Origin of the sequence: Kineococcus endophyticus, assembly GCF_040796495.1 — a bacterium.
GTDB classification, from domain to species: Bacteria; Actinomycetota; Actinomycetes; order Actinomycetales; family Kineococcaceae; genus Kineococcus; species Kineococcus endophyticus.
In genome coordinates, this window is the sequence record NZ_JBFNQN010000004.1 from 211,324 (window position 1) to 231,040 (window position 19,717).

The following is a 19,717-nucleotide window of genomic DNA, read 5'->3' on the forward strand; positions in this document are numbered from 1 at the left end:
CGCCCGACGCTACCCCACCCGCACCGCCCGTCCCGCCGGGCGCGGCGTGTCCGCGCGGCGGTCCGGGCGTCGTGTCGCACCCGTGCGGCACGATCGGCCCCGGGCTGGACGACTGCTGCGGAGGGGGTCGCGTGATCAAGTACCTGGGCTCGAAACGACGGCTCGTCCCGGTCCTGGGCGAGCTGTTCGCGGGCAGCGGCGCCCGCACGGGTCTGGACCTGTTCACGGGCACGACGCGCGTGGCGCAGGAGATGTGCCGCCGCGGGATGGACGTCACGGCCGTCGACACCGCCAGCTACTCGGAGGTCCTCGCGCAGTGCTACGTGGAGGCCGACGCGGACACCGTCGACGCCGCCGAGGTCGCCGGGGCGCTGGACCGCCTGGCGTGTCTGGAGCCCGTCCGCGGGTACGTCACCGAGGTGTTCTGCGAACGCTCGCGGTACTTCCAGCCCCGCAACGGCATGCGGATCGACGCCGTCCGGCAGGGCATCGACGACCTGTACGGCGACTCCCCGCTGCGGTCGCTGCTGCTGACGAGCCTGCTGCGCGCCGCCGACGCCGTCGACTCCACCGTGGGGGTGCAGATGGCCTACCTCAAGGAGTGGTCGCGCCGCTCGGCCCGCGAGCTGGTCCTGCGGCCGCCCGTCCTCACGCCGGGGGCGGGACGCGCGGTCCGCGCCGACGCGGCGAGCGTCGTCGACGACCTGCCGCACGTGGACGTCGCCTACCTCGACCCGCCGTACAACAAGCACCGTTACTTCGCGAACTACCACGTCTGGGAGACGCTCGTCCGCTGGGACCGCCCCGAGCCGTACGGGGTCGCGGCCAAGCGCGCCGACTGCCGGGACGCCGTGAGCCGCAGCGTCTTCAACGGCCGACGGACGATGCCGGCCGCCCTCGCCGAGACGGTCCGCCGGGTGCGGGCCGACACCGTCGTCCTCAGCTTCTCCGACGAGGGCTACGTCGCCCTGCCCGACCTCGTCGAGATGTGCCGCGCCCGGGGCCAGGACGTGCGGACCCTGTCCTTCGAGAGCGACCGCTACGTCGGCGCGAAGATCGGCATCCACAACCGGGCGGGGGAGAAGGTCGGGTCCGTGGGCCGGCTGCGCAACGTCGAGCACCTCGTCCTCGCCGGCGACGGCGACCGGCTCGACGCGATGGTCGCGCGCGTCGCCGCGCTGCAGGAGGCGTGATGGGACTGGAGGACCTGCCGCCCGCCGAGCTCGGCGAGTGGTTCACCGAGGAGAAGCGCCTGCTCGCCCAGCGGGTCCTGCGCGAGCAGTACGAGCAGGGCCGCAGCATCGCCCAGATCTCCCTCGACACCGGCTACAGCCTGACCCGCGTCCGCAAGCTCCTGCTGCGCGAAGGGGTCGTGCTGCGCTCGCGGGCGGGAACCCGGTCGAGGGCGTCGGGCTAGCTGGCAGACTGGGCCCCGCGCCGACCCGCTCGTGGGGGACGGAGCGGCCGGGAGGGCTGGCCGAGTGGTTGAAGGCGGCGGTCTTGAAAACCGCTAGGGAGGTACCCACTCCTTCCTCATGGGTTCGAATCCCATGCCCTCCGCCACCGCCGACGGCCATGATGGCCGCGTGCGGTCGTCGGTCGTGGTCGGTTCCGCGGTGCCCACCCGGATCGGGATCGCGGGTGCGCGTGCCTTCTACGCGGGGCCCGGCCTGGACCTGAGCCCGCACCGCAACGCCGCCGCGACCCTCGTCGTGACGCTCGACGCCCCCTTCCGGCTGTGCCTGCCGGACGGGGGTGGGACGGCGCTGGGTCCGGCCGCGTCCCGGTCCGCCGCGTTCGTGCCGCCCGGGACGCTGCACCGGGTCCGGGCCACCGGCCCGGTGCTGTTCGCCTACCTCGACGCGCTCAGCGACGACGTGGCGGCGCTCGCGCACCACCGGGACGGGGACGTCGCAGTGCCGGACCTCGACCTCGACGGGGGCGTGGAGGAGGTCTTCGACGCGCTCGGCGTCCGGCGTCGTGCTCCGGTGGACCCCGGGCTCGTGGCCGCCGTCCGGCGCCTCGACGTCCGCCCCCAGGACGTGCCGTCCGTGGCCGCGGCGGCCGCGCTCGTCGGGCTGTCGCCGTCGCGGTTCCAGGCGCGGTTCCGGCGTGCGGTGGGGGTGCCGTTCCGCCGCTACCGGCTCTGGCGGCGGCTCGCCGTCGCCATCACGGGAAGCGCTGCGGGACAGTCGTTGACGGAGGCCGCGCACGCCGCCGGGTTCGCCGGGTCGGCGCACCTGAGCGGCACGTTCCGGACAATGTTCGGGCTCACGCCGTCCGACCTGCTCGCCCTCGGGGCCACGGTCCGGTCCGACCTCCCCGTCCCTCACGCGCGCCAGGCGGACCACACCGCGACGGTGAGCGGAGGCAGGAGCAGCGCGTCGGTCAGCGCCACGGTCCGCAGGGCACCCGCCGGCGCTCCGGCCCCCACGTAGAGGACGAGGAAGCCGACGACGCTCACGGACACGACGAGGCCCGCGGCTCGGCGACCGTCCGGGGCGAGGGCCGCGTAGGCGCACACCAGGGCCACCGCGAGGAACAGGGCCGCCCGGTGCCGCAGCAGCAGGCCGGCCCCGCTCGCGGGGTCGACGTCGTAGAGGGGCACCAGCAGGGAGGGCTGGAGGAGAGCCGCCGCCGGGACCAGGTGGGCCAGGCAGAGGAGCGACCAGCTGAGCTTCACGAGGAGGTCCGGCACGGGGCCAGCCTCCGGCCCCTGCAGGTCGCGGCGCTTCCACGAACGGACTGACCTGCACGGGCCGGAGCCCGTCCGCGCCCGGCGTTAGGGTGAGGCCGCGCCGGGCGGGAACGACGGCACCCGCGGACGCCGAGGCGCGCGGACGGACGGCAGCAGGGGAGCAGGACGATGGGCGCGGTCGTGGGGCCGGAGATGACCCCCCAGCGGCGGGAGACGGCGTTGCGCGCCTTCCACACGTTGCCGCGGGAGGACCGGCAGGACGCGATCGCCCTGGCCCGGCAGGGCCGGCGGCACCCCGACGAGCGCGTCGCGGCCGTCGCCTGGTGGTACGCAGCGGCGGTCCTGCAGCCGCGCTGGTACAACCGCGTGCCGCTCGTCGTCCCCGTCGTCGTCGTCCTCGCGCTGCTCGGTGTCGCCTTCGCCACGAACTTCTGGCCGCTCGCCTTCCTCGGGCTCGTCGTCCTGCTCGCGTCGGCCGCGCTCGTCCGGCAGCGGCTGACCACCGCGCCGCTGCTGAGCCTCATGCGCCCGCCGAGCGCCGGCGACGTCCCCGGGGCGTCCGAGGGCTGACGCCCCACCGCCGGACGGGTGACACCACCCGGCCGACGGGTGACGGGGGGTCCAGTCGGCGAGCACCTGGGACGATCGACAGATCGTGCGGACCTGGTCGAGGCGAGGGTGGGACGCGCTGAGCGCCACCGGTCGCCTCGGCGCGGACTTCGGCGTTCTCGCCGCCGTCCTCGTCGGCCTCGCCGTCGCCCAGTCCCTCTTCGGGCGCGGGTCGACGACCTCGCTGCTCCTCTTCGGGGTGGGCGAGGCCGTGGCGGCCTTCCTCGCGGCGGGGCTGCTGGCCCGGTCGGCGTGGCGGGACGTGCCCTCGGGCTGGGCGCGCCGCAGCTGGGTGCTGCTGGCCTCGGCCTGCGGGCTGTGGGGGACGGGCCAGGTCGTCTACACCGCGCAGGACGTCCTGGGCCTCATCGAGGACGCGACGACGTGGGCCGACGGTCCCTTCCTCGGGTTCTCCCTCGCCCTCGTCGGCTCCGGCCTCGTCCACCTGTGGGGCCGCGCACGTTCCCACCTCGGTCTGGCCGCGCTGCTCGACGGCCTGCTCCTGGGCACCGCCCTGCTGACGGTGGTCTGGGTCGGCTGGCTGGGGGAGGCCGTGCGGCTCTCCTCCTTCCGTCCTGCCGAGCTCGTCCTGCCGTTGAGCTACCCGCTGCTGGACCTCGTCTTCCTCACCACGACGATCATCCAGATGGCCCGCCTCGGGGCGACCCGGGTCGGCGTCTTCTGCCTCGTGGCGGCCAGTGCGCAGACCCTGGCCGACGCCGTCTACGTCTACGGCGTCCTGGCCCAGGGCGGTTTCGCCACCGGCGGGTTCTCCGACTTCGCCTGGATCGTGGCCTTCGGGACGTTCGCGATCGGCGCGCGCCACCACCCGCACCGGCCGCGGGTGGACCGGGCGCCGAGCGTCGGGTCCCTCGGCTGGTTCGTGCCCTACCTGGCCATGGGCCCGGCGACGGTGCTCGGCGCCGTCCGGTTGTGGGCGACGTCGGACCGCCTCGTCCTGGTGGCGCTGCTCCTCATGGCCGTCCTCGTCATGGGCCGGCAGTTCCTCGCCCTCGACGAGCACCGCCGCCTGCTGCTGACGGCCGAACGGCAGCGACGCCAGCTCGACGTCCTGGCCCACGTGGACCCGCTCACCGGGCTGGAGAACCGACGCCGCTTCTCCGAGCGCACGGCCGAGGCCGTGCGCTCGTCGCTGCGCACCGGGGGCACCGTCGTCGTCGCGTTCGTCGACCTCGACCGGTTCAAGGCCGTCAACGACACCCTCGGCCACGCCGCCGGCGACGAGCTGCTGCGCGGGGTCGCGGCCCGGCTGCGGGCCTGCGTCCGCGAGGAGGACTGCGCGGCCCGGTGGGGCGGGGACGAGTTCGCCGTCCTCGTCACCGACCCGCAAGCGCGCGCCGACGCCGTCGTCGACCGGCTGCGGGCGGCGCTGACCGAGCCGTTCACCGTCGAGGGCACCGTCGTCCAGGCGTCGGCCAGCATCGGCGCCGTCCGGGAGGAACCCCGTGCGCTCGCGACCGGGCGACCGGACGACGCCGACCTCGTCCCCGCCGTCGTCGAGGCGCTGCTCGCCGCGGCGGACGCGCGCATGTACGTGGTGAAGCGGGCACACCGGGGGCCCGTGGGGGTCGAGCAGTAGGTTCGGCCGGTGCCGACCGACCCGACCGAACGTGTGGTGGTGCCCGTCGACCCGGCCGGGGCGGACGGGCCCGTCGAGGTCGCGGCCGACGTGACCGGCACCGGTCCCGTCCTGCTGCTCCTGGCGGGACAGAGCCTGGGACCCGCGACGGCCGCCGGCCTGGCGGACGCCCTGCCGGGGCTCACCCGCGTCGTCGTCCACACCCGCGGGACGGGGGCGAGCACGGGTGTGCCGGGTCCGGCCGGCTGGACGACGACCCTGTTCGCCGCCGACGCCGTCGTCGTCCTCGACGCCCTCGGGGTCGCCCGGGCCCACGTCCACGGGTTCTCGATGGGCGGCCGCGTCGCGCAGGTGCTCGCGGCCCGCGCCCCCGAGCGCGTCGACCGGCTGGTGCTCGGGGCGACCGGACCCGGTGGCGCGCAGGAGGTCCCGTGCGACGACGACGTGTCCCGGACCCTGCGGCACGCCGGGTCGCCCGCCGGTCGGCAAGCCCTGGCCGACCTGTTCTTCACCCCGGCGTGGTCGGCGCGGAACCCCGAGGTGGCGGCCCGGTTCGCCCCGACCGGGACGCCCCGCGTGCGGCGTGCCCACCACGGCGCCAGCACCGGCCACGACGGTTGGGACCTGCTGCCGCTCGTCCGCGCCCGCACCCTCGTCGTCCACGGCGGTGACGACCGGCTGACGCCCCCGGCCAACGCGCGGCTGATCGCCGACCGCGTCCCGGCGGCCGAGCTCGTCGTGCTCGACGGCGCCCGGCACGGGTACGTCGAGGAGTTCCGGACGCAGGTCGCGGGCCTCGTGGGCGGGTTCCTCGCCTGAAACCCCTGGACACCGCCCCGACGCTGCGGTGAGGCTCCCCGGGTGTCCCCGGACCTGAACACCCTGAAGAGCCTGGCCGACCGCCTCGTCCGCGTCCCCGGGATCGTCGGGGTGAGCCTGGGCGGCAGCCGGGCCCGCGGCGAGCACACCCCCGACTCCGACGTCGACCTCGGCCTGTACTACCGCGCGCCCCTGGACCTCGACGCCCTCCGGTCCCTCGCCGACGACGTCGCGGACGTCCCGGCCGGTCTCGTCGACCCGGGCGGGTGGGGGCCGTGGGTCGACGGCGGCGGCTGGTTGCGGGTGGACGGGACGGCCGTGGACTGGCTGTACCGCGACGTCGACCGCGTCGCCCGCAGCTGTTCCGACGCCGTCGCCGGACGGTTCGAGTGGCACTTCCAGGTGGGGCACCCGCTGGGTTTCCCGGGCACCACCTACGCCGGGGAACTCGCCCACGGGGTGCTGCTCGCGGACCCGACGGGAGAGCTCGCCTCGGTGCGGCGCAGCGTGGAGGAGTTCCCGCCCGCCCTGCGCGACGCCGTCGTCGGGCGGCTCGACGAGGCGCGGTTCCTCCTCGGCGGGGCGGCGAAGGCCGTGCCCCGCGGGGACAGCGCCTACGTCGCGGGGTGCCTGTTCCGCGTCCTGCTGCTGTGCGCGCACGCCCTGCACGCGGGCGCCGGCCGGTTCGTCCTCAACGAGAAGGGAGCCGTCACCGCGACGGGTCGCCTCCCCGGCGCACCGACGGGTTTCACCGAACGGGTCCACACCCTGCTGGCCGCGCCGGGACGAGGGCCGGCCGCGCTCGGCGCGTCCCTGCGGCGCGCCGGGGAGGTCCTCGACGAGACGCAGGACGCGCTGGGCCGCACCGCGTCAGGCGACCGTGCGCAGGGCTAGCGGTAGGCAGCGCACCGTCACGGTCGACCCGCCGTCGACGTGGAACACCTCGCCGTCCAGCTGCAGCGGCATGGGGGAGTGCGTGAGGAACTCGAAGGGTTCGGACCGGGACTTCACCGGGTGCGTACCGCGCAGGACGCGGGTGAAGTCGGCCAGCAGGCGCAGCTTGCTGCGGTGCGGGATGAGCAGCGTCTCGTACCGGCCGTCGTCGGGCGCGGAGTCGTCGGACAGCTGCGCGTACTTGCCCATCCGGTCGATGTTCGCGAACACCAGGCTGTCGAGGCTGATCTGCTGCCCGTCGTGCGTGATGGTCATCGGGCGGTAGCGCCAGAACGCCCGCACGACGAGGAACGACTCCTTCACCGCGTCGAGGTCGTGCTCGTTGAGCGCGGCCGCCGCGACGGGGGTGATGCCGACGCCCGCGTAGGAGTGCGCGACCCGCGACCGGCCCTCACCGCTGACCTGCAGCAGGTCGATGCGCGTCGGGCGCCCGCCCTCGACGACGTCCCGGATCGCCTGCGCCAGAGGGCGGTCCTGCGTCGCTGTGGCGTGGTCGTTCGCGTTCCCCGACGGCAGGACGGCGGCCATCCCGCGCCCCGCGGTGGTGACGCCGTTGACGACCTCGTGGTACCCGCCGTCGCCGCTGGCCGACACGACGAGCGTGCCGTCGTCCTCGCGCACGGCGTCGCGGGCGATCTCCTCGGCGTGCCCGGCGTGCTGGGTCTCCACGAGTTCGACGGGGACGGTCCCGTCCAGTTCCCCGCGCAGCCGTTCGGCGTTCGCGGGCCCGTCACCGGTGCTGTTGGGGTTCAGGACGACGACGACACGACGGATGTCCGAGCTCACGCGCTCACCGTAGGGGTGATCGCGTACCCGTGCTCCTTGTCGACCACGTGCAGCAGCTCCGCCCGGGTGACGAACCGGCGCACCTGCTCGTGCAGCAGCGCCTCCAGGCGCTCGCGGAAACCCGCCGCGTCCCCGGCCAGGTGCGGGGAGACCACGGCACCGGGCTCGTCCCACCACGGGCTGCCGGCCGGCAGCGGTTCGCGGGTCCACACGTCCAGGACCACCCCGCCGAGCCGCCCCGCCCGCAGGGCCCGCAGCAGGGCGTCCTCGTCGACGACGGGCCCGCGGCCCACGTTGACGACGACCGCCCCCGGGCGCAGCGCGTCCACCACGCGGTGGTCGACGAGTCCGCGGGTGGCCTCCGACAGCGGTGCGGTCACGAGCAGGTGGTCGTAGTCACCCGCCACACGGGCCAGGTCGCCCGGGCCGAACAGCCCGCCGAAGGGGGCGGTCGCGGGCCGGGGCGTACGGACGACCCCGTCGACGGCGACCCCGAGGGCGGCGAACACCTGCCCCACCCGCGTCCCGATGGACCCCGCGCCCACGACGAGCGCCCGGGTCCCGGCGAGGCTGCGCGTCGTGCGGTGCTCCCAGCGGTGCTCGGTCTGCCGGCGCACCGTCCCCGGCAGGTCCTTCAGGACGGCGAGCACGCCCGCCAGGACGTACTCGGCGATGTCGGTGTCCAGCACGCCGCGGCTGCACGTCAGGACGCACGGGTGGGCGCGCAGGGCGGGGAACAGGAGGCGGTCCGGCCCGGCGCTGGAGGTGTGGACCCACCGCAACCGCCGCGGGTCCGCGAGGGCCCACGCGCGTTCCAGCGCGGGGTGCACGCCGTCCCAGGCGACGAGGCCGTCGGCGCGGGCGAGGGCGTCGGGGAGTCCGGCGTCCTCGGGGCCGCGGACCTCGACGTCGGCCAGCGCGTGCAGCGGCGCGACGTCGGGGGTGCTGCCGACGGGGACGACGAGGATCCGGGGCACGGTCCGGAGTCTGCCCGGGGCGGGGCCCGGTCAGACGCGGAAGCGCCCCACCGCCGCCCGCAGCTCGCCGGTCAGCCCGGCGACCTCGACGGCGGCCTCCCCGCTGCGCCGGCCCCGGTCGGCGGTCTCCCCGACGCTGGCGGCCAGCGTCGTCAGGTCCTGCACGGAGGTGCGGGTCGACGCGGCCACGAGCGCGACCTGGCGGCTGGTGTCCGCGCTGACCTGCGTCTGCTCCTCGGTCGCCGCGGCGATGGAGCCCTGGAACTCCGAGACGCGGTCGACCACGGCGGCGATCTCCGCGATGCGCTCCCGCGCGCCCGCGCTGTCGGCCTGCAGGGCCGCGACGGTCCGGGTGATCTCCTCCGTCGCCGTGGCCGTCTCCATCGCCAGCGTCTTGACCTCGTCGGCGACGACGGCGAAACCGCGTCCGGCGTCCCCGGCCCGGGCGGCCTCGATGGTCGCGTTGAGCGCGAGCAGGTTCGTCTGGGCCGCGATGGAGGCGATGGTCTGCACGACCGAGCCGATCTCCTCGCTCGACGCGGCGAGGCGGTGGACGGCCTCCGTCGTCGCCTGCGCGGCCGTGACGGCCTGCCCGGCGACCTCGCGGGAGGCGTGCGCGTTGGAGGAGACCTCGGAGATCGCTCCGAGCATCTGCTCGCCCGCGGCGGCCATGCCCTCGGCGGCCGTGGAGACCTCGTGCGCCTCGTCGACGGCGGAGGTGGCGAGCCGGCGGGAGTCGGCGCTGGAGCGCTCGATCTCCGCGGACACCGTGCTGAGGTGCCCCGTCGCGGCCTCGAGGCGGTCGGCGGTGCCGCCGATGCCGCGGACGAGGTCGGCGAGGACGTCGAGGGCCTCGTCGAGGGCGGCGCCGGTGCGGCCCACCTCGTCGCGCGCCTCGGGACGGCTGCGGCGGGTGAGGTCGCCGTCGCGCATGGCCGCGACGACGTCACCGACGCGGTTCAAGGGGTGCACGACGCTGCGGGTGACCTGCCAGGCGACGACGATCGCGGCGAGGACGGTGGCGCCCGCGACGCCGCCGAGGACGCGGTAGCTGCGCGCGCGGGTGGCCTGCACCTCGTGCGTCTGGGCGGTGACGTGGGTGGCCACGGTGTCCGCGACGGTCGGCAGCAGACCCTCGACCTCCTCGAACCGGTCGAGGAACGCCGGGTAGGCCTCGCGGGCCGCGGCGGGGTCCTTCGCGGCGAGGTCGATGAGGTCGCGACCCGCTGCGCCGTAAGCGGTCACGGCCGGTTCCGCGGCGGCGACGGCGGAGTCGACGTCGGCGCCGATGCGGCCGTCGTGGACCGTGGAGAGCTGGTCGAGCAGGCTCGTCGCGGCCTCGGCGCCGCCCTCGCGCGCCTGCTCCCAGCGCTCGCCGGTGCCGAAGAGCAGGGCCTGCAGGACCGAGGCGCGCAGGGCGTCGTGCGCCATGTCCGCCTCGAGCGTCGCGCGCGTGGCCGTCGTGGCCCGCTGCAGCTCGTCGGTGGCGGTCGCGGTGTCGCGCAGCACGCTGACGGTGAGCACGCTGAGCGAGGCGACGGCGACGACCGCGACGGCGGTCAGGGCGTTGAGCTTCCGGCGCAGACCGGCGTCGCGCCAGGCGTGGCGCAGCCGGGTACCTCCCGCGGGGGTCATGCCTGGTGATCGACACGTTCCGCGGGAGGCTTGACGGTCTAGGCGCGGAACTCCGCGGGACGTTCGGCCGGGGCGTCGGCGAGGGCCTTCGTGATGCCCTCCACGCCGGCCTCGGCGCCGTACACGGGGGTCCCGGGCTGCTGGCGCCAGGAGTCGGCGAGGGAGCCCGCGTCCACGACGTCGAACCCGAGCTCGTCGACGAGACCGCCCACGACCTGCTTGGCGTCGGCGGAGTCCCCGGCGACCGGCAGGGCGCGCCGTTCGAGGTCGCCCGGCTGCCGGCCCGCCGTGAGGAGGTGCTCGGCCATGATCCCGTTGAACGCCTTCACCCACTGCAGGCGCCCGCGCGGGTCGAGGTGCTGCGCCGTCCACACCGTCTCCGGGGTCCCGTCCTCGATGGCGTCGATCCTGCCGTCGCGCTGCTGCGGGTAGTAGTTGCCGGTGTCCACGACGACCGCGCCGTCGGGCAGCGGGTCGAGGAGGGTGGTGGGCAGGTCCGGGACCTTGCCCTGCGGGATCGTCACGACGACGAGTTCCACGCCGCGCGCGGCGTCCTCCGCGGTGACCGCGGTCGCCCCCGTCTCCTCCGCGAGGTCGGCGAGCGTCTCGGGTCCGCGGGAGTTCGCGACCTTGACGGTGTGGCCGAGGCGCGAGAACGCGCGGGTGAGGTTTCCGCCGATGTTGCCGGCGCCGATGATGCCGATGTCCATGGTCGCGACGCTACGTCCGGGGAACGGCGAACGCCCTCCGGGGCGGGATCGTCGTCTAGCGCTGGACAACGATCCCGCCCCCGGAGGGCGCGGTCAGGCGGTGTGAGCGGTCGTCAGAGCGTCGCGGTGTCGATGACGAACCGGTAGCGGACGTCGGAGGCGAGGACGCGCTCGTACGCCTCGTTCACCGTGTCGGCTGCGATGACCTCGACCTCGGAACCGATGCCGTGCTCGGCGCAGAAGTCCAGCATCTCCTGGGTCTCGCGGATGCCGCCGATGTTGGAACCGGCGAAGCTCTTGTTGCCGCCGACGACGGAGAACATGCTGAGGGACAGCGGCTTGTCGGGCAGGCCGACGTTCACCATCGCGCCGTGGGGCCGCAGGAGCGACAGGTAGGCGTCGAAGTCGAGCATCGCGCTGACGGTGTTGAGGATGATGTCGAACTGCCCGCGCAGGGCCTTGAAGGTGTCCGGGTCGGACGTCGCGTGGTAGTGGTCGGCGCCGAGGCGCAGACCGTCCTCCTGCTTCTTCAGCGACTGCGACAGCACGGTCACCTCGGCGCCCAGGGCGTGGGCGATCTTGACGCCCATGTGGCCGAGCCCGCCGAGGCCGACGACGGCGACCTTCTTGCCGGGGCCGGCGCCCCACTGCTTCAGCGGCGAGTACGTGGTGATCCCCGCGCACAGCAGGGGCGCGGCGACGTCGAGGTCGATGCCCTCGGGGATCCCGCAGACGAAACCCTCGGTGACGACGATGGCCTGGGAGTACCCGCCGTGGGTGGGCTGGCCGTCCTTGCCGACGCTGTTGTAGGTGCCGATCATGCCCTTGACGCAGAACTGCTCGTCGCCGGCGACGCAGTTCTCGCACTCCCCGCAGGAGTCGACCATGCAACCGACGCCGACGCGGTCGCCGACCTTGAACTTCGTGACCTCCGAGCCGACCTCCTCGACGATCCCGGCGATCTCGTGGCCCACGACGACGGGGTACGTCGCGGGGCCCCACTCGCTGCGGGCGGTGTGGATGTCGGAGTGGCAGATGCCGGCGAACTTGATGTCGATCTTGACGTCCTTGGGTCCGACGTCGCGACGCTCGACCTCGAAGGGCGTCAGCGGGTCGGTCGGGGACGTGGCGGCGTACGCCTTGACGGTGGTGGGCACGACTGCTCCATGGGGTCGGATGGACGGGGGGACGTGCGCACCGTTGCGCTCGTGCACCACGCTAACCCCGGGCAACCGGTGCCGCCCCTCGGGGTGGTTGCACGCTCTACCAGAAGCGGGGACGGTCCCCGGGCCGCACGATGGTGGGGTGTGCAGAACCACTCCGGGAGCGGACATGGACCTCCCCGCGGACCTCAGCGCCGCGCGTCGGGCCCGCGCCTTCGTCCGGGACAGCGCCTGCCCCGACCACGGCGGCGAGAACCTCGACCGCGCCCTGCTGGCCGTGTCGGAACTGACGGTCAACGCCGTCGAGCACGGCGCCCCACCGCTGCACGCGCACCTCGACTGCCGCGACGGCGTGCTGCACCTGGAGGTCAGCGACGGCAGTTCCGCTCCGCCGCAGCACACCTCACCGGACACGTCGGCGGAGTCGGGCCGGGGCGTGGGTCTGGTGGCGGCGGTGTGCGCCGACTGGGGCGTGCGCGAGGAACAGCCCGGCAAGACCGTCTGGTGCGACCTGGCCGAACGGGCCGACTGACCGGACCGGTCAGCCGACCCGGACCGCGACGATGGCGACGTCGTCGTCGCTGCCGTCGGGCAGCATCCGGTCCAGCAGTGCGTCGCAGACCATCTCGACGTCGAGGTCGGACAGGTCGCACACGACGGACCGCAGCTCGGCGAGTCGGTCCTCCATCGAGCGGTCGCGGCGCTCGACGAGGCCGTCGGTGTAGAGGAGCAGCAGGGACCCGGGCGCGAGGACGTCCTCGTGCTGGTCCCGCTGCTGTCCCGAGCCCAGGCCCAGCACGATGCCGTCGCCCTCGAGCATGCGGACCTCGCCGTCGGGAGCGGCGGCGACGGGGGGCAGGTGGCCCGCGGTGCACCAGCGGATGCCGCGTTCCCCGGGACCCGCGTCGAGCTGCAGGACCACGCCCGTCGCCAGCGTCGTGACGCCCAGACCCTCGAGCAGTTCGTCGAGGCGGCGCACGACCTCGGCCGGCTGGGCCGAACGGTCGTAGGCCAGCGCCCGCACGAGCGTGCGCAGCTGCCCCATCGCCGCGGCGGCCAGGACGTCGTGGCCCATGACGTCGCCGATGACGACGACGGTGGACCCGTCCGGCTGGGTGAACGCGTCGTACCAGTCGCCACCGACCTGCGCGGCCTCGGCCGCCGGGTGGTACCGCGTCGCGACGGACAGCCCCGGCGACGGCGTGGGTGGTGTCAACAGGCTGCGCTGCAACGTCTCCGACGCCATCCGTTGTTGCGCGTAGAGCCGGGCGTTCTCCAGGGCGACGCCGGCACGGGCACCGAGGTCGGTGGCCGTCGCGAGGTCGTCGGGCGTGAACGGCGGGCGGTCCGGACCGGACAGCAGGGTCAGGGACCCCGTCACGGCTCCCCGCGCGCGCAACGGCACGACGACCGCGCTGCCGAGCCCCAACCGGCGCAGGACGTCAGCCGTCTCGCGGGTGGCGGTCACGACGTCGACGTGGTCGTCCTCGAGGGAGACGAGGGTGGGGCCGAGGTCACCGCGCAGGACCCGCATGGAGATCGAGTTGTCGCCCAGGTCGGCGTGCATCTCCTGGAAGCGTGCGGCGTCCGCGGCCATGGCCGGGTCCGCGTGGGAGGCGCGGATGTGCCGGGTGCGTCCGGTGGTGTCCAGGAGCGTCGCGAACGCCCACTCGGCGAACTCCGGCACGACCAGGGAGGGCAGGAGGTCCTGCGCCGCATCGGGATCGAGCACCTCGGACAGCTGGTCGGTGACGCCGGAGAGGAACTCCAGCCGGCGGCGGGCGTCGCGGGCGGCCGCGAGGGCCTCGTCGCGTTCGCGCTCGGCCTGCACCCGGAGGGTCACGTCCGACTGGACGCCGACGTGGTGGGTGACGGTCCCCGCCGAGTCCCGCACGGGGGAGATGACGACCTCGTTCCAGAAGGCCGTCCCGTCCTTGCGGTAGTTCAGGAGGAGCTCGGTGACGGTCTCACCCGTGTCGAGCGCCGCCCGGATGCGGCGCACGGCCTCGCGGTCGGTCTCCGGCCCCTGGAGGAACCGGCAGTTGCGCCCGAGGACCTCCCGGCCGTAGCCCGTCACCTTCTCGAACGCCGGGTTGACCCACACGAGCGGGTTGTCGGGCTGGTTGGGGTCGGAGATCGTGAACGAGAGGTCGCTGGCGAGGACCGCGCGCGAGTGCAGGCGTTCGGCGGACTGCTGGGCGTCGCGGACCATGCCCGCTTCCCGCAGCGGCAGCAGTGCGACCAGGGCCAGGCTCGTCAGGGCGTCCACGGGCGCGTCGGTCAGCGGCAGCCCGATCACCCACAGCGCCTCGCGCTCGTGGGACATGTCCGACGACCGGGCGGCGGTCACGCGCTCGCCGTGGACCGGCTCGCCGTGGGCGATGCGCGACAGCGGGGACGCGTCGTTGGCGGGGTCGCTGATGTCGTCGCCCGTCGAGCTCTCCAGGCCGGCGCGGCGGGACCACTCGTCGACCGGGCAGGGGAGCTTCACGCCGGGGGCGAGCTGCTCGGCCAGGGGGTTGGCGAACAGGACGGTGCCGTCCTCGACCCGCACCAGGAGCACCGCCCCCGGTTGCCCGTGCAGGACCTGCGGCAGGCCCTCGCTCAGGGCGCCACCGGCCACGGTCACGCTCGTCCCGTCCATCGTCACGCACCCTAGCCGCGGGTGCTGACACCCGCGAGCGACGGCGGGGGAGGGGCGTCCCGTGGTCGCGCGCATCCGCTCCGTGAGGGACGCCGCGCCGTTGGAGTGACGTCGATGGTACGTCCGGTGACCGTTGCGGCGCAGCCTCCGACGGGTGTCGTCCGCGTGAACCGGGGCAGTGCACACTGTTCACGTGATCGCCTCGCACGACCAGTGGCTCGACGGCCTCGACGACGTCCTGCGCGCCGAAGCCCTGCACTGCCTGCTGGCCGGCACCTACTCGCGGCAGCTGCTGGAGTCCCTGCGTCGGGACGGCCCGGCGATCTCGCGCCGCGAGCGCGGCCTGGACGACCCCGAGAAGGCGCAGCCGGGCGATCCGCTGGGCGCGAACCTGCAGACGTTCCTGCGCGAGCGGCTCGTCATGCAGGCCCCCGAACCCGCGCCCCTCTGAGGCCGGCTCAGACGACGACGGTCCTGCGCAGCAGCGCGGGGACCTCCCCGGCGGGGACGGGACGCGAGAACAGGTAGCCCTGGACCAGGTCGCACCCGAGGCCGCGCAGCAGCTCCACCTGCTCGGGCCGCTCGACACCCTCCGCGACGACGACCAGCCCGAACGTGTGGGCGGCGTGCACCATCAGACCGACGAGGGCCACGTCCTGCGGCGCGTCCGCGACGATGAAGCTCCGGTCGATCTTCAGGGCGTCCAGCGGCAGCGTGCGGAACTGCTCGATCGAGGTGTAGCCGGTCCCGTAGTCGTCCAGGCTCAACCGGACGCCGAGGTCGCGGACCGCGTGCAGGTTCGGCAGCATTGCGGGGCCGTCGAGCACGACCGTCTCGGTGGCCTCCAGGACGAGCAGGTGCGGGGGCAGCCCGCTCGTGGCCAGGACCTCCGCGACGTCCGCCACCAGCGTCGTCTCGGCCAGGTGCCGGCCGGACAGGTTGACCGCCACGTGCACGTCCTCGTCCACCGTGCCGTCGGCGCGCCACCGGGCGAGCTGTCCCGCGGCCTGCGCCATCACCCAGCGACCGAGGTCGCAGACGAGGTCGCTGCGCTCGGCGACGGGGATGAACTCGTCCGGCGGGACGAGGCCGTGACCGGACCGGTGCCAGCGCACGAGCGCCTCGAAGCCCCGCGTGCCCCCGGTCTGCAGGGAGACGACGGGTTGGTAGTGCAGCACGAGCTCGCCGGCCACCAGCCCGGCGCGCAGGGCGTCCTCGAGGGCCGCCTGCCCGCTCAGCTCGGTGCGCAGCGCGTCGTCGAAGAACCACGTGCGGGCCCCGCCGGCCGCCTTGGCGCGGGCGGCGGCCGTCACGGCCTCGTGCAGCAGTTCGGTGGCCTCCGTGCACCGGCCGGCGTCCTGGAGGGCGACGCCCACGCTGCAGGTGAGGTCCAGGGTCCGGCCGGCGGCCTGCACGGGGAAGCGGCACAGCCGCTCGGCGACGCGGGCCAGCGCCGCCTCGTCCTGCACGTCCTCGACCACGACGACGAACTCGTCACCCCCGAGCCGGCCGACGCGGTCGAGGGGGCCGACGACGTCCTCGACCGTGCGCGCGACGGCGCGCAGCACCCCGTCGCCCACCTCGTCCCCCAGGGCGTCGTTGACGCGGGCGAGGCGGTCGACGTCCACGACGAGGACGCCGGTCGTGGACCCGCTGCGCGAGGCCCGCTCCTGCGCCTGGCGCAGCAGTTCCAGCGCGCTCGCGCGGTTGGGCAGCAGCGTGAGCGCGTCGTGCGCGGCCCGGTGCTCGACCTCGGCGCGCAGCCGTTCGGTGCGCCGGGCCCAGCGCAGCGCGGACGTGAGCGCGAACTGGGTGCGCGTGGCGCCGAGGACGATGATCAGCAGCGCGACCAGGGCGGTGTCCAGGAGGTGGTGGCCGGTCGCCTCCACCGCCTCGAGCAGCAGCATCCCGGGCACCACGAGCATCGAGACGACGACGAGCCCCAGCCGCCGCCGTCCCGTCGGGTCGGGCCGGACGTCGGGGTGGGCGACCGCGCGCATCGAGGGGTGCAGACCGGCGGCGCCCCAGGACAGGTAGGCCAGGAGCCAGCACGCCGAGTTCAGGACCAGCAGGTGCCCGTCGCTGCGGAACAACGCGAAGGTCAGGTCACCCACCGGCAGCACGAGGGCGCCCAGGGCCAGCAGCCGCGAGGACAGGTTGTACCCGCCGGCGATCGCCCCCAGCCGGACGACGAGCGCGAGGACGACGAGGTCGCACAGGGGGTAGGACAGGTCCGCCGCGCGCTGCAGCAGGGTTCCGCCGCCCTCGACCGTCGGTTCGACGAGGAAGGCCCACAGCGGCAGCGCCATGGCCACGGTGACGAGGGCCACGTCGATGCGGCCCGCCCGGTCCAGCCGGCGGCCGCGGGTCAGCAGGACCAGCGCCACCGCCTGGAGGGGGTAGGCGGCGAGGTAGCCGAGGTCGGCCACCGACGGGTAGGGCTCGACCTGCAGGACCACCTGCAGCCAGGCGAAGGCGAGGTCCCCGCCGGCCGAGCACAGCTGCCCGGCGGCGAGCAGGAACCACGGCAGGCGCTGCGGCGGACGCCACCGCAGGGTGCCCACGACGATCGCCACCGCGGAGGCCACGGGCAGCACCTCGTAGACGACCGCCCGGAGCACGCCCACGGGCAGGGCCAGGCACCACAGGAGCAGGGCTCCCCCGACGACCAGGTACCCGGTCCACGCACGACGCACGTCAGTGTTCTCGTGCCGGCGTTCTAGAGGCTGAAGACCTCCGGCGCCGACGTCACCGGTTCGGCCGACCCCACGACCGTCGTGTTGCGCGTGGCCTTGCCCGCGTAGAGGGCGCGGTCGGCGGCCGCGTCGACGGCGAGGACGTCGAGGCCGGGAACCCACTCGCAGACCCCGACGGTGCAGGTCTGCCCGTCGGGGACCGCGGCGCGGATCCGGTCGACGACGGCCACGGCGTCCGCCGCCGAGCAGTCGGGGAGCATGAGGGCGAACTCCTCCCCACCCCAGCGGGCGAGCGTGTCCACCTCCCGCAGCTGCGCCCCGGCCGCGGCCGTGAAGGCGCGCAGGAGGTCGTCCCCGGCGAGGTGGCCGCGGGTGTCGTTGTAGCGCTTGAAGTGGTCGAGGTCGATGAGCGCGAACGTCAGCGGCGTCCGCGACCGGGTGGCGCGGGCGATCTCGGTCCGCGCGAGGTCGTCCCAGCGCCGCCGGTTGACCGCGCCCGTCAGCGGGTCGTGCTCGGCGGCCTGCGCCAGCCGGCGCAGCAGGTCGGCCCGGGTGAACGCGTGCGAGGCCTCTGCGGCGAGCCCGGACAGGACGGCCGCGGTCGTCGGGTCGAGGCGCGCGACGCGCTCGCGCCAGACGACGCACAACACCCCGACGACGCCCCCGTCGGCGTCGACGACCGGCTGCCAGGCTCCGGAGACCTGTCCGCCGACGGCCGCGAGACGGGCGTTGGCCTGCGGGTGCATGGCCACGTCCGCGACGAAGAGCGGTTCGCAGAACAGGTAGCTCGACAACGTCAGACTGGTGTCCCGCCGGACGTCGAGGTCGAGGCGGAAGCCGTCGGGCATCCCGGTGGCGGCGGTCGCGACGAGGCGGCCTGCACCGTCGGGCTGGGCCAGGAACGCCGCCTGCGCCCCGGCGACCTCGATGGCTGCCTCGCAGACGGCCTGCCGCGGGTCGTCGGCGACGAGGACGGCGCGGGAGGCCTCGGCCAGCCGCTCGACGCGGGTCGCGTGCAGCTCGAGCTGGGCGTTGGCCCGCGCGAGCTGGGCCTCCCGGGAGCGGACCTCGGTGAGGTCGTGCATGGCGACGACGGCGCCGAGCACAGTGCCCGCCTCGTCGGTGACGGTCCGGCCGCTGCAGACGACGGGCACGGAACCCTCGCCGGGACGGGAGATGACGATCTCCGCGCCGCTGACGGAACCCTCGGCCAGGGTCCGCAGCAGGGGGATCTGCCCCGGCGTCAGCGGGGTCACCCCGTCCGGCCCGTAGAGGTGGTAGTTGTCGGCGTGGTGGGCCGGGTCGAGGCTGTCGTCGGCGTCGAGACCGTGCCACGCGCGTGCGGTGTCGTTGAACAGCAGGAGACGGCCGTCGGGGTCGGCGACGACGATGCCGCTGCCGACGCTGGCGAGCACGGCGTCGGAGAACCGGGCGCTGCGTTCGGCCTCCGCGCGGGCCTGCTGGGCCTGCGTCGTGGCGGCCGAGAGCCGGGCCAGGAGCACGGCGCGTTCGTCGCGTCCGACCGCCAGCGCCATGCCCAGGGCGGCGACGAAACCCACGTGCACCTGCACCACGAGGGCGCGGGCGGCCTCGTCGTGGATGCCCGCGAACGGGCCGATCCCGTGGAACGTGCCGACGACCGTGACCGCGGCCACGACGAGGTCGGTGACGACGACGATCGTCGTGTCGAACCGCAGGGCCAGCCAGATCGTCGCCGCGAGCGGCAGGAACGACAGGGGGATCCCGGCCGGCCCCCAGAACACGGCTGCGTAGGCGAGGCAGGACGTCGCGACGGCCGCTGCGAGTTCGACCCGCCCGCGACGCGTGCGGGGCCACGCGACGTGAACGCGGGCCTCGAGGCGCAGGACGACGGGCGCGACGAGCAGGATGCCCGCGAAGTTCCGGGTGAACCACACGGCCGCCCCGAGCCAGCTGGGCTCCCCGCCTGCGGCCGCCACGGTGACCGTCCCCCCGACGGTTCCCACGGCGCAGGCCGTCGCCGCCGTGCCGAGCAGGACCGCGAGCTGGCGGGTGCCGAGCCCGGAACCCGGGGAGAACCAGCGGCGGCGCAACGAGGCGAACAGCTGGGCCTGGCCCAGGTTCGTGACCACGAAACCCACCAGCAGTGCCGGGCCGGCGCCCGTCAGGGCGTTGACGACCACCGTGACCGCGGCCAGGAGCGCGATGTCGAGCCACCGGTTCCGCGTCCCGCAGAACCACGCGGCCGCCACCCCTGCGGCGGGCCAGACGAGGCTGAGGCTCGTGCCGTCCAGGATCGTGAGGCGGCCCAGGAACACCGCCACGGCGAACAGGGCCGTGAACGTCAGGCTCCGCACCGGCAGGGCCGCGCGGCCCGGGGCGGCGTCAGGATCGTTCACCCGATGGGTGTCGGCACCCCCAGCTACCCGGAACAGTCTAGATACCGC

At 74.8% G+C, this 19,717-nt stretch carries 18 protein-coding genes and 1 tRNA gene; 10 read left to right on the plus strand and 9 right to left on the minus strand.

Going from position 1 to position 19,717, the window contains the following annotated elements:
- Positions 1–131: 131 nt before the first annotated feature.
- The 4 genes from AB1207_RS07100 (at position 132) to AB1207_RS07115 (ending at position 2,438) form a co-directional block, all read left to right on the plus strand.
- Positions 132–1,193, plus strand: a complete 1,062-nt coding sequence (locus AB1207_RS07100) for a DNA adenine methylase (protein WP_367637237.1) — start codon at positions 132–134, stop codon at positions 1,191–1,193.
- Positions 1,193–1,417 (plus strand): helix-turn-helix domain-containing protein, encoded by a 225-nt coding sequence (locus AB1207_RS07105; RefSeq protein ID WP_367637238.1) that lies wholly within the window; start codon positions 1,193–1,195, stop codon positions 1,415–1,417. The genes AB1207_RS07100 and AB1207_RS07105 overlap by 1 nt, the downstream gene beginning before the upstream one ends.
- A 50-nt stretch (positions 1,418–1,467) precedes the next feature.
- Positions 1,468–1,563: transfer RNA gene (locus AB1207_RS07110), tRNA-Ser, on the plus strand.
- Entirely contained in the window at positions 1,551–2,438 is an 888-nt protein-coding gene (locus AB1207_RS07115; RefSeq protein WP_367637239.1) for an AraC family transcriptional regulator, read from the plus strand. The genes AB1207_RS07110 and AB1207_RS07115 overlap by 13 nt, the downstream gene beginning before the upstream one ends.
- Here the strand turns inward: AB1207_RS07115 and AB1207_RS07120 are convergent.
- Complete coding sequence (locus AB1207_RS07120; RefSeq protein WP_367637240.1) at positions 2,330–2,698, minus strand: hypothetical protein; 369 nt, start codon at positions 2,696–2,698, stop codon at positions 2,330–2,332. The two genes, AB1207_RS07115 and AB1207_RS07120, sit on opposite strands and share 109 nt — an antisense overlap.
- A 168-nt stretch (positions 2,699–2,866) precedes the next feature.
- Between AB1207_RS07120 and AB1207_RS07125 the strand changes: the two genes are divergently transcribed.
- The 4 genes from AB1207_RS07125 to AB1207_RS07140 all read left to right on the plus strand — a co-directional run bounded on the left by AB1207_RS07125 (position 2,867) and on the right by AB1207_RS07140 (position 6,620).
- Entirely contained in the window at positions 2,867–3,268 is a 402-nt protein-coding gene (locus tag AB1207_RS07125) for a hypothetical protein (RefSeq protein WP_367637242.1), read from the plus strand.
- An 85-nt stretch (positions 3,269–3,353) separates the two neighbouring features.
- The gene (locus tag AB1207_RS07130) at positions 3,354–4,907 is read left to right on the plus strand and encodes a diguanylate cyclase domain-containing protein (protein ID WP_367637244.1); all 1,554 of its coding nucleotides are present in this window, start codon (positions 3,354–3,356) and stop codon (positions 4,905–4,907) included.
- 9 nt (positions 4,908–4,916) lie between these two features.
- Positions 4,917–5,726, plus strand: coding sequence for an alpha/beta fold hydrolase (locus AB1207_RS07135; protein WP_367637246.1), 810 nt, complete (start codon positions 4,917–4,919; stop codon positions 5,724–5,726).
- A gap of 42 nt (positions 5,727–5,768) precedes the next feature.
- Positions 5,769–6,620, plus strand: a complete 852-nt coding sequence (locus AB1207_RS07140; protein WP_367637247.1) for a nucleotidyltransferase family protein — start codon at positions 5,769–5,771, stop codon at positions 6,618–6,620.
- Here AB1207_RS07140 and AB1207_RS07145 read toward each other — a convergent pair.
- Genes AB1207_RS07145 through AB1207_RS07165 form a run of 5 tightly spaced genes read right to left on the minus strand, consistent with a single transcriptional unit; the run spans position 6,597 to position 11,945 of the window.
- On the minus strand, positions 6,597–7,466 hold the full coding sequence (locus AB1207_RS07145; protein ID WP_367637249.1) for a diacylglycerol/lipid kinase family protein: 870 nt from the start codon (positions 7,464–7,466) through the stop codon (positions 6,597–6,599). The two genes, AB1207_RS07140 and AB1207_RS07145, sit on opposite strands and share 24 nt — an antisense overlap.
- Positions 7,463–8,443 (minus strand): D-2-hydroxyacid dehydrogenase, encoded by a 981-nt coding sequence (locus tag AB1207_RS07150; RefSeq protein WP_367637251.1) that lies wholly within the window; start codon positions 8,441–8,443, stop codon positions 7,463–7,465. The genes AB1207_RS07145 and AB1207_RS07150 overlap by 4 nt, the downstream gene beginning before the upstream one ends.
- Before the next feature lie 30 nt (positions 8,444–8,473).
- Positions 8,474–10,078 (minus strand): methyl-accepting chemotaxis protein, encoded by a 1,605-nt coding sequence (locus AB1207_RS07155; protein WP_367637253.1) that lies wholly within the window; start codon positions 10,076–10,078, stop codon positions 8,474–8,476.
- Between the two features lie 38 nt (positions 10,079–10,116).
- Entirely contained in the window at positions 10,117–10,857 is a 741-nt protein-coding gene (locus AB1207_RS07160; RefSeq protein WP_367637254.1) for an NADPH-dependent F420 reductase, read from the minus strand.
- A 44-nt stretch (positions 10,858–10,901) separates the two neighbouring features.
- Positions 10,902–11,945 carry an NAD(P)-dependent alcohol dehydrogenase gene (locus tag AB1207_RS07165; RefSeq protein WP_367637255.1) on the minus strand — a complete coding sequence of 348 codons (1,044 nt, stop codon included), beginning with the start codon at positions 11,943–11,945 and terminating at the stop codon, positions 10,902–10,904.
- Positions 11,946–12,120: 175 nt separating this feature from the next.
- Here AB1207_RS07165 and AB1207_RS07170 point away from each other — a divergent pair, with 175 nt between their 5' ends.
- Entirely contained in the window at positions 12,121–12,483 is a 363-nt protein-coding gene (locus AB1207_RS07170) for an ATP-binding protein (protein ID WP_367637256.1), read from the plus strand.
- 9 nt (positions 12,484–12,492) lie between these two features.
- Here AB1207_RS07170 and AB1207_RS07175 read toward each other — a convergent pair whose 3' ends face one another.
- On the minus strand, positions 12,493–14,595 hold the full coding sequence (locus AB1207_RS07175; protein ID WP_367637257.1) for a PP2C family protein-serine/threonine phosphatase: 2,103 nt from the start codon (positions 14,593–14,595) through the stop codon (positions 12,493–12,495).
- 193 nt (positions 14,596–14,788) lie between these two features.
- Here AB1207_RS07175 and AB1207_RS07180 point away from each other — a divergent pair, with 193 nt between their 5' ends.
- Complete coding sequence (locus AB1207_RS07180) at positions 14,789–15,046, plus strand: hypothetical protein (protein WP_367637259.1); 258 nt, start codon at positions 14,789–14,791, stop codon at positions 15,044–15,046.
- 7 nt (positions 15,047–15,053) lie between these two features.
- Here AB1207_RS07180 and AB1207_RS07185 read toward each other — a convergent pair whose 3' ends face one another.
- Positions 15,054–17,291, minus strand: coding sequence for a putative bifunctional diguanylate cyclase/phosphodiesterase (locus AB1207_RS07185; protein WP_367637260.1), 2,238 nt, complete (start codon positions 17,289–17,291; stop codon positions 15,054–15,056).
- 23 nt (positions 17,292–17,314) lie between these two features.
- On the minus strand, positions 17,315–19,669 hold the full coding sequence (locus tag AB1207_RS07190; protein WP_367637261.1) for a diguanylate cyclase: 2,355 nt from the start codon (positions 19,667–19,669) through the stop codon (positions 17,315–17,317).
- Positions 19,670–19,717 lie beyond the last annotated feature (48 nt).